Below are 9,659 nucleotides of genomic sequence, written 5' to 3' on the forward strand. Positions count from 1 at the left end.
TCGAGAACCTGCGCAAGGTCGACACCCTGATCGTGGACAAGACCGGCACCCTGACGGAAGGACGGCCCACCTTCGAGCGCGCCCTAGGCGTGGCGGACTACACGGATGCGGAGGTGCTGCGGCTGGCGGCCAGCCTGGACCAGGGCAGCGAACATCCGCTGGCGGCCGCCATCGTCGCGGCGGCCAGGCAGCAGGGGCTGGTGCTGGAGAAGCCCGCGCAGTTCGACTCGGCGTCGGGCATTGGCGTGCACGGTGTGGTGGGCGAACGGGCGCTGGCCTTGGGCAACACGGCCCTGATGGATCAACTGGGTGTGGACGCCGCAGCACTGGCGAAAGAGGCAGAGTCTCTGCGCAGCCAGGGCGCCAGCGTCATGTACCTGGCCGTGGACCGGCAACTGGCGGGCCTGCTGGCGGTGTCGGACCCGGTCAAGGCCACCACCGCCGAGGCCCTGGCATCGCTGCGCAAGGCAGGCATCCGCGTTGTGATGGCCACGGGCGACGGTCTGACCACGGCGCATGCGGTGGGCCATCGCCTGGGCATCGACGAGGTGCACGGCGAGGTCCAGCCGGCCGACAAGCTCCGGCTCGTGGAACGGCTGCAGGCCGAGGGCCGCGTGGTGGCCATGGCGGGGGATGGCATCAACGACGCGCCGGCGCTGGCCCGCGCCGATGTGGGCATTGCCATGGGCACCGGCACCGACGTGGCCATGAACAGCGCCCAGCTCACGCTGGTCAAGGGGGATCTGCGCGGCATCGCCACCGCGCGCGAACTCTCGGTGGCCACCGTGGCCAACATGAAGCAGAACCTGGGGTTCGCCTTCGTCTACAACGCCCTGGGCATTCCATTGGCCGCCGGGCTGCTGTATCCCTTCACCGGCTCGCTGCTCTCGCCCATGATCGCCGCGCTGGCCATGAGCCTGAGTTCGGTGTCTGTCATCGGCAATGCGCTGCGCCTGCGCAACCGATAAAGGACAGATTCATCACCCAGGAGGGCACACGCCATGGACATCCTTGCGCACGGACTGTGGGCGGGCCTGGGCGCCGCGGCCTGGCACCAGCGCCGGCCGCTGGACCGCCGCACCGTCGGGCTGGCGGTGGGGCTGGCGGTGCTGCCTGATCTGCCCCAGTTCGCACCACTGCTCGCACTGGCGTTGTCGTCGATGGATGGCTGGCGTGTGCTGCTGGCCTACGCCAATGCACTGCCCGGGTACGAGCCACCGCTATCACCGATGCTCGCCGGCCTGACCCACCACCTGCACTGCGTGATGCACAGCGCGTTGGTGGCGGGCGCAGTCACATGGGGTCTCTGGCTCTGGTTGGGCCGCTTCTGGCTGCCGCTGTGGGGCTGGTGGTCCCATGTGCTGATTGACGTCTTCACGCACTCGGCCGATTTCTATCCATCACCGGTTTTCTATCCGGTGACCTACTGGGGGTTGGATGGCGTCGCTTGGAACACCCCGAGGTTCATGGTCACCAACTACCTTGCCATCGCCGTGGCAGCCATGGTTGTCTTTCATCGGAGGTCTCGAACACGATAAGCGGTCCTGAAAGCCATCAACCGTTCTGGCGCGGTGTCGTACCCAGCTCACTGCGGGAAAAGACTTTGACACGCGGCAAAGTCTTCAAGACTTGTGGCCCACGGAAAGAGAACCCCGGGCCAACCCGACCGCCTGATGCACTTCTTGAGGCCGGAGCCCTACGTCCGTGGGGCGATAGTCCCGTCGACGCCAGCGTCAAATTTCTGTCTGTTCGGATATTTCAAGGGCGTCATCGACTTCGACACCCAGATACCGCACGGTGGACTCCAGCTTGGCATGCCCAAGCAGCAACTGCACAGCTCGAAGGTTTTTGGTGCGCCGATAGATCAGCGTCGCCTTCGTCCTTCGTATGGAATGCGTCCCATAGTCGGCTCGGTCAAGCCCCAGTTCGTCAACCCAGTGCCCCAGAATTCGCGCGTACTGCCGCGTGCCCAAATGGGGCGATTCATGAAGCCTGCTGGGAAACAGGAAGTCATCTGATTTCAATGAGGCCTGCTTGATCCAGTTCTGCAGGGCATCACGGGTGCCCGCCGTGATTTCGAACTGCACTGGTCGCTGTGTTTTGTGTTGCATGACGATGGCTCGCGTGGCCATCTGGTCGCCGTGGCGCACATCACGGACCTTGAGTGTCACCAGGTCGCAACCACGCAGCTTGCTGTCTATGCCAAGATTGAAGAGCGCCAGTTCGCGAACCCTGCCTTCAAGCTGCAGGCGCACGCGCAACGCCCAGATATCTTTCAACTTGAAGGGAGCCTTCTGGCCAACGATCTTGCCCTTGTTCCATGGTGCATGTTGAACAGCGGAGCCTGAGGTTTCCATGATGGACTCCCATCAAGTTGAGGGTCACAGAGCATGCGCCGGCTCAAGTTCAGGGTGTTGCGTTAGGTCAAGTTCGAACTCGTCTGTCCACTCATGGTTCTGGGACTGTGTACGCCATTTGTGTCGGAGTGAATGACTGTTCTACGGACAACAGCGGGTATTCGGATCAGTGCAGCGAGGGACGGCAATTGTTAAGGCTTGTGTGACACCTGCCCAGCCGCACAAGCGGTCGAGCACCCTCACTGCTGTCGGGCAGGTGTTGCATAAGCCTCGAGGGAGGAAACCGCGGCGACCGCCACGGTAGATGTCGAGCGCGGTGGCTATGGCGATTGCTCTGCGCGCGGGTCGCGAGTTGGCCGCCTGCGACTGAGCATCGACACCTCATCGATGACCGCAGGCGCCCGTGCGTGTGCCGCTTCGATACGGCAGGAGCTCTTGGCCGAGCCTGCGCAGCCGCTGACCAAGCGACGCACGCAGCAGCCCACCGGACGCCATGTCCAGCGTCGAGTTGATCGGCGGAGTTCGAGCGTGGTCATGGTGCTGGCGGCGCCCGAATCGAGCAGTCGCGCAAGAAGACCTGCAGCACCGTCATCGCGCGGCCGCAGTGCGCGCAGACGAAGGTCGGACGTGGCGAGTCCAAGCCCTCGGTGGCCGTTGCTTCGGGCGAGGACGGCGTCACCTGCAACAGCTGGCGTGCCAGCGCCAGGTTGTCCCGCCGGATGCTGTTGGCCAGCAGGCCGTAGTGCCGGATTCGGTGGAAGCCGCCCGGCAGCACATGCAGCAGGAAGCGGCGCATGAACTCCTGCGGGCTCAGCGTCATCGCCTTGTGACGCGTCTTGCCCCTGCCAGTCTTGTTCGCCCGGTAGTCCTTCCAGCGGAAGGTGACGCCGCGCTCGTCCATCGCCAGCAGCCGGCTGTTGGAGATGGCCACGCGGTGCGTGTAGCGCGACAGGTAGGCCAGCACCGCCTGCGGTCCCGCGAATGGGCGCTTGGCGTAGACCACCCACTCGCACTTGCGCAGCGGCGCGAGCCACGCCTTGAAGGCCGTGGCGTCGGCCAGTGCTGCGTGTTCGCCGAAGAATCTGAGCTTGCCACCATCGTGCAGCCGCTGCAGTTCCTCCAGGAAGCGGCGCCTGAACAGCCGGGACAGCACGCGCACCGGCAGGAAGAACCCCGGCCGGCAAGCCACCCAAGTCTTGCCGTCGGGCGCCAAGCCGCCGCCCGGCACGATGCCGTGCACGTGCGGGTGATGGGTCAGCGCCGAGCCCCAGGTGTGCAGCACCAGCGTGGCGCCGATGTCGGCGCCCAGGTGCTTGGGATCGGCCGCGATCCGCTGCAGCGTCTCGGCGGCGATGTCGAACAGCAAGCCGTACAGCGCTGCTTTGTTCTGGTACGCGATGTCGGCGATGGGTGCAGGCAGCGTGAAGACCACGTGGTAGTACTCCACCGGCAGCAGATCGGCTTGGCGCGCATCCAGCCAGCGCTTGGCCGCACTGCTCTGGCACTTCGGGCAGTGCCGGTTGCGGCACGAGTTGTACGAGACCTGGTCGAGGCCACACCCGTCGCAGCGAAGGACATGTCCACCCAGTGCCGCCGTGCGGCACTGGGTGATGGCCGACATCACCTTGAGCTGCGCCAGGCTCAGGTGGCCGCGCTGGGCGTCACGCCAGGCGGGTCCATGGGCACGGAAGATGTCGGCGACCTCCAGGGCGGGTCGCGCCTGCACGATGGCGTACGACTACAGGGCTGGCGGCTGCGGTGCAGGTTCGGGCGCTGGCTCGCCTGCGGGCTTGGCGCACGTGTGATCCAGCGGGCTGATGACCCGGCGCAGCAGGTCGGTGGCCACGGCAGCGTACAGGGTCGTGGTGTCCAGCCGCTTGTGCCCGAGCAGCACCTGGATGACGCGGATATCGACCTTCTGCTCCAGCAGATGGGTGGCAAAGGCATGGCGCAGGCCGTGCGGGGTGATGCGCTTGTCGATGCCGGCCGTCGCGGCGGCCAGGTGCACGGCGCGGTTGAGCTGGCGCGCGGTCACGTGATCGGTGGGGTCCAGGCCCGGGAACAGCCAACCACCGTGGCGGATCTTGCCCTGGGCATGGCCCAGTCTCCACCAGGCACGCAGCCGCTCCAGCAGCACCGGGCTGAGCATGGCGTAGCGATCCTTGCGTCCCTTGCCCTGCTCCACGCGCAGTGTCATGCGCTCGCCGTCGATGTCGCCGACCTTGAGCGAGACGACTTCGCTGACGCGCAGGCCCGCGCCGTAGGCCACCGACATGGCGGCCTGGTGCTTGAGGTTGGGCGCGGCGGCGATCAGGCGGCCGACTTCCTCGGGGCTCAGGATCACGGGCAGCTTGCGAGGCACAGCCACATGCGTCATCTTGAGCATGAGCTCGGGCCGGCCCAGCGTGATGTCGAAGAAGAACTTCAGCCCGGTGATGGTGGCGTTGATGGTGACCGGGCCGGTGCCGGTGTCCACCAGGTGCAGCTGGAAGCGGCGCAGGTCCTCGGCGGTGGCGGTGTGCGGCGAGCGGCCGAGGAAGGTGGCGAGCTTGCGCACGGCGCGGATGTAGCCCTCCTGCGTGTGCTCTGCGAACTGGCGCATGCGCATGTCGTCGATCATGCGTTGGCGCAGCGGCGATACGGCCGCGGATGGGGTCGGGGTGGAAACGTCCATGATCCTGCTCCTGTCGGTGACCGAGGCGGATTGCCTCGACCGCCAACATCGCAGAATCACGGGCGCAACGAAACGCCACCAACGTAGCCGGAGCGTCTACCGCGCGAGCGGTTTAGTCCACCGCTGCAAAGCGGTATCTGGAGCGCAAAAGGCGCTTCATGTTGGGTCCAGACAGACGCGCCGAGCAACGGAAACTACACAGGGTGTTGCTTCAGCCTACAAGTTCATGCCTTCTGCGTCGTTCGCCGCCGCATCGATCTTCGCCTTCCCCCTGACGATGATCTCCCTCGCGGAATCACCACGCATCCAGCAGTCCACCATGTCCGCCCAGACTTGCATGAGGGCCCGCCGAGGCCCGGACAACCGAGCATGGTTGTAGGCGGCAGCGACTTGGTCCTTTTTCTGGTGGGCCAGGCAGGCTTCCACCAATGCTTCCGGGAAGAGCGCGTCGTTGAGGCGTGACGAGAACGTTCGGCGCAGGTCGTGCACGGAGACTGGCAGAAACAGCTCCTGACTGGGTGTTCGATCCTTGTTGATCCGGTCCACCGAAGCGGCGATCGTCCGGTTCAGCGTGGCTTGGCTGATCGGCTCGGCGGAGTCATACCGGCTTGGATGGAGAAAGTTGCTCGACGGAAAGCAGGTTCGAAGCGTTGTCAAAATGTCCAGGGCCTGCTCTGCCAGATACACCGTATGCGGCTTGCCTGCCTTCATCCTTGCGGCGGGGATCAGCCACTGGGCCCGTTCCCAGTCCAATTCCGCCCAGGTGGCCCCGATGAACTCACCTTTGCGCACACCCGTCAGCAGCAAGAACCTGACGGCCAGCCGCAGTGTCGGGGCAGTGCCCGTCATCTCCAGTCCGTCGAGCAAGGTCTTGATTTCGTGGCGGCTCAGGTTGCGCTCACGCGGGACAAACGTCGCGTAGGCCTTCCGAGCGAGCGCTTCCGCCGGATTGGCGATGTCGACGCCCTTGCCATTGGCGAACCGGTAGATCTGCAACACCAGTTCCCTGGCGTGCACGGCAGGACCTGGGCCTCGTTCAGTCTTGACGCGGTCGAGCAACTCGCCCAGTGCAACCGGCTTGATTTCTTCAAGGTTCAGCTTCCCGAACGGGCCGGCCAGGATGCGGTTGTAGATCGAACGCCGCAAAGCCAAAGTGCTGTCGGCCAGGCGCTCGGCACCGCTCTTGGCGTCGGACTTGAATTCAAAGTACCGTGTCGCCCAGCGCCCGAAGCTCATGGCGTCGGCGACTTCGCTGCGCTGTTCAACCTTGGCCCGGGCGGGTGATCGCCCGGAACTGACATCGACACGCGCCCGAGCCAGCAGGAGGCGCGCCTCCTCCAGCGTCACATCCATGCCGTAGGCCAGGTGAGATCGCTGAGCATGGCGGGCCACCGGTTCATGGCGTCCGATGGTCAGCGTCTCGCGTCGGCCGCTCAATCGGTAGTCGTAGCGGAAGGACCTGCTGCCACTGGGCGAGACGACGACGTAGAGACCGTTGCCTCCGTCGCTGACCTTGTAGACCCTCTCGCCCGGCAGTAGTTCTCGCAGTTTGGTTTCCGTCAATCCGTGGCGCGTTCTCGCGCTTACCAGCCCAACCCGCGCCCGTTCCATCGAGGTGTTCATGAGGTCTCCGATCCGTTGCATTTCGCAGGACCGAAATACCGTCATGGGGTCTGACGGTATCGCTGCAGGCCTGCCAGCTTAGGTGTCCGGATACCGTCAAGTCAACCGTCAGAACGCCTGGGACGCCCTGGGATTCGATGGGACGTCGCGGGACGCTAAGTCCTTGTCCCTAAAGGGAAATCGGGTTTTCCTGGGATGTTCCGAAACACCTTGGGACGATCTTGGCTCATTCCCACTCGATGGTCGCGGGCGGCTTGCTGCTCACGTCGTAGGTCACGCGGTTGATGCCGCGCACCTCGTTGATGATGCGGCTGGACACCTTCTTGAGCAGCGCGTACGGCAGCTCGGCCCAGTCGGCGGTCATGAAGTCGCTGGTCTGCACCGCGCGCAGCGCCACCACGTAGTCGTAGGTGCGGCCGTCGCCCATCACGCCCACGCTCTTGACTGGCAGGAACACGGTGAAGGCCTGGCTGGTCAGGTCGTACCAGCTCTTGCCGGAGTGGTGGTCGATGGTCGAGCGCAGCTCTTCGATGAAGATCGCGTCGGCCCGGCGCAGCAGGTCGGCGTATTCCTTCTTGACCTCGCCCAGGATGCGCACGCCCAGGCCCGGCCCCGGGAACGGGTGGCGGTAGACCATGTCGTGCGGCAGACCCAGCGCCACGCCCAGCTCCCGCACCTCGTCCTTGAACAGGTCGCGCAGCGGCTCCAGCAGTTTCAGGCCCAGCTGCTCCGGCAGGCCGCCCACGTTGTGGTGGCTCTTGATGGTGACGGCCTTCTTGCTCTTGGCGCCACCGGACTCGATCACGTCCGGATAAATAGTGCCTTGTGCCAACCACTTGGCGCCTTTTGTTGATGCACCACTTGAAATCAGTTTGGCGGCCTCGGCCTTGAAGACCTCGACGAATTCGCGGCCGATGATCTTGCGCTTGGCCTCCGGATCGCTCACGCCGGCCAGGTGGCCGAGAAACTGGTCGGCGGCGTCGACGCGGATCACCTTGGCGTGCAATTTGCCGACAAACATGTCCATCACCATGTCGCCCTCGTTCAGGCGCAGCAGGCCGTGATCGACGAACACGCAGGTCAGCTGGTCGCCGATGGCGCGGTGGATCAGGGCAGCGGCCACCGACGAATCGACGCCACCGGACAGACCCAGGATCACCTCTTCATCACCCACCTGCTCGCGGATCTTCTGCACCGCTTCCTCGATGTGGTCGCGCATCACCCAGTCCGGACGCGTGGCGCAGATGTCGAGCACGAAGCGCTCCAGCAACGCCCTGCCCTGCACCGTGTGCGTGACCTCGGGGTGGAACTGCACGGCGTAGTAGCCGCGCGCCTCGTCGGCCATGCCGGCGATCGGGCAGCTGTCGGTGCTGGCCATGAGCTTGAAGCCGGGTGGCATGTCGGTGACCTTGTCGCCGTGGCTCATCCAGACCTTGAGCATGCCGTGGCCGTCCGGGGTGTGGAAGTCCTCTATGCCCTTGAGCAGGGCCGTGTGGCCGCGGGCGCGGACCTCGGCGTAGCCGAATTCGCGCGTCTTGCCGGCCTCGACCTTGCCTCCGAGCTGCTGGGCCATGGTCTGCATGCCGTAGCAGATGCCCAGCACAGGAATGCCCAGCTCGAACACCGCGTCGGGTGCCTTGTCGTCCACTTCGTAAACGCTGGCGTGGCTGCCGGAGAGGATCACGCCCTTGAGCTGACCATCGGCGGCGAACTCGCGCACCCAGTCGCTGCTGACATCACAAGGATGCACTTCGCAGTACACATGGGCTTCGCGCACGCGGCGGGCGATGAGCTGGGTGACCTGGGAACCGAAATCGAGGATGAGGATTTTCTGGTGCTGCATGGCGTTGGGTGAACTTCAGAAAAAACAAAGGCCGTCTCTAAGGACGACCCGTTTGGCAAGAGGTCACCCCATCCAGGGGCACCGCGGAACCGGCTTTGCCGGGCCGCTGGTGCCGCCCCCTGGGGGGTGACGCCGCAGGCGGCGCGGGGGGAACCTATTCCGCGCGGTAGTTGGGGGCCTCTTTGGTGATCTGCACGTCGTGCACATGGCTCTCGCGGATGCCGGCCGAGGTGATCTCGACGAATTCGGCCTTGGCGCGCATGTGCTCGATGGTCGGGCAGCCGCAGTAGCCCATGGAGGCGCGCAGGCCGCCGGCCATCTGGAAGATGATCGACACGACCGAGCCCTTGTAGGGCACGCGGCCTTCGATGCCTTCGGGCACCAGCTTGTCGGCATTGGGGTTGCCGGTGCTGCTTTCCTGGAAGTAGCGGTCGGCGCTGCCCTGCTGCATGGCGCCGATGGAGCCCATGCCGCGGTAGCTCTTGTAGCTGCGGCCCTGGAACAGCACGATCTCGCCCGGCGCCTCTTCGGTGCCGGCGAACATGCCGCCCATCATCACGGTGTTGGCGCCGGCCGCGATGGCCTTGGCGATGTCACCGCTGTAGCGGATGCCGCCGTCGGCGATCATGGGCACGCCCGTGCCCAGCAGTGCCGTCGCGACGTTGTCGATCGCCATGATCTGGGGCACGCCCACACCGGCCACGATGCGGGTGGTGCAGATGGAACCGGGGCCGATACCGACCTTGACGCCGTCGGCACCCGCTTCCACCAGCGCCAGGGCAGCGCTGCCGGTGGCGATGTTGCCGCCGATCACGTCGACCTGCGGGTAGTTCTGCTTGACCCAGCGCACGCGGTCGATCACGCCCTTGCTGTGGCCGTGGGCGGTGTCCACCACGATGGCGTCCACACCGGCCTTGACCAGTGCCTCGACGCGCTCTTCTGTGCCCTCGCCCACGCCCACCGCTGCGCCCACGCGCAGGCGGCCGGCGGCGTCGCGCGCGGCGTTGGGGAAGTTCAGCTGCTTGGTGATGTCCTTGACCGTGATCAGGCCCTTGAGCTCGAAGGCGTCGTTGACCAGCAGCAGGCGTTCGAGCTTGTGCTTGTTCAGCAGGGTCTTGGCCTCGGCCGGCGTGGTGCCGTCGGGCATGGTGATCAGGCGCTC

Annotated in this window: 8 protein-coding genes; 2 read left to right on the forward strand and 6 right to left on the reverse strand. The window is 65.4% G+C overall.

The window, feature by feature from the left end; genetic code table 11:
* Nucleotides 1-968, forward strand: a 968-nt coding sequence (locus RMP09_RS10085; protein ID WP_310565850.1) for an HAD-IC family P-type ATPase, incomplete at its 5' end; no start/stop codon positions are given.
* A gap of 33 nt (nt 969-1,001) precedes the next feature.
* Nucleotides 1,002-1,538 (forward strand): metal-dependent hydrolase, encoded by a 537-nt coding sequence (locus RMP09_RS10090; protein ID WP_110400887.1) that lies wholly within the window; start codon nt 1,002-1,004, stop codon nt 1,536-1,538.
* A gap of 195 nt (nt 1,539-1,733) precedes the next feature.
* On the opposite strand, the gene RMP09_RS10095 is transcribed toward RMP09_RS10090, so the two are convergent.
* The 6 genes from RMP09_RS10095 to RMP09_RS10120 all read right to left on the reverse strand — a co-directional run.
* Entirely contained in the window at nt 1,734-2,357 is a 624-nt protein-coding gene (locus RMP09_RS10095) for a tyrosine-type recombinase/integrase (RefSeq protein WP_310565851.1), read from the reverse strand.
* Nucleotides 2,358-2,889: 532 nt separating this feature from the next.
* Nucleotides 2,890-4,083 (reverse strand): IS91 family transposase, encoded by a 1,194-nt coding sequence (locus RMP09_RS10100; RefSeq protein WP_310565852.1) that lies wholly within the window; start codon nt 4,081-4,083, stop codon nt 2,890-2,892.
* Nucleotides 4,084-4,095: 12 nt separating this feature from the next.
* Nucleotides 4,096-5,031 carry a site-specific integrase gene (locus RMP09_RS10105; RefSeq protein WP_310565853.1) on the reverse strand — a complete coding sequence of 312 codons (936 nt, stop codon included), beginning with the start codon at nt 5,029-5,031 and terminating at the stop codon, nt 4,096-4,098.
* A 216-nt stretch (nt 5,032-5,247) separates the two neighbouring features.
* Nucleotides 5,248-6,654 (reverse strand): tyrosine-type recombinase/integrase, encoded by a 1,407-nt coding sequence (locus RMP09_RS10110; protein ID WP_310565854.1) that lies wholly within the window; start codon nt 6,652-6,654, stop codon nt 5,248-5,250.
* Between the two features lie 226 nt (nt 6,655-6,880).
* Complete coding sequence (gene guaA / locus RMP09_RS10115; RefSeq protein ID WP_310565855.1) at nt 6,881-8,497, reverse strand: glutamine-hydrolyzing GMP synthase; 1,617 nt, start codon at nt 8,495-8,497, stop codon at nt 6,881-6,883.
* Between the two features lie 154 nt (nt 8,498-8,651).
* On the reverse strand, nt 8,652-9,659 hold a 1,008-nt coding region (locus tag RMP09_RS10120; RefSeq protein ID WP_310565856.1), incomplete at its 5' end, for an IMP dehydrogenase.

The sequence above is a fragment of the Hydrogenophaga sp. genome (genome assembly GCF_031426985.1).
Lineage (GTDB): Bacteria > Pseudomonadota > Gammaproteobacteria > Burkholderiales > Burkholderiaceae_C > Hydrogenophaga.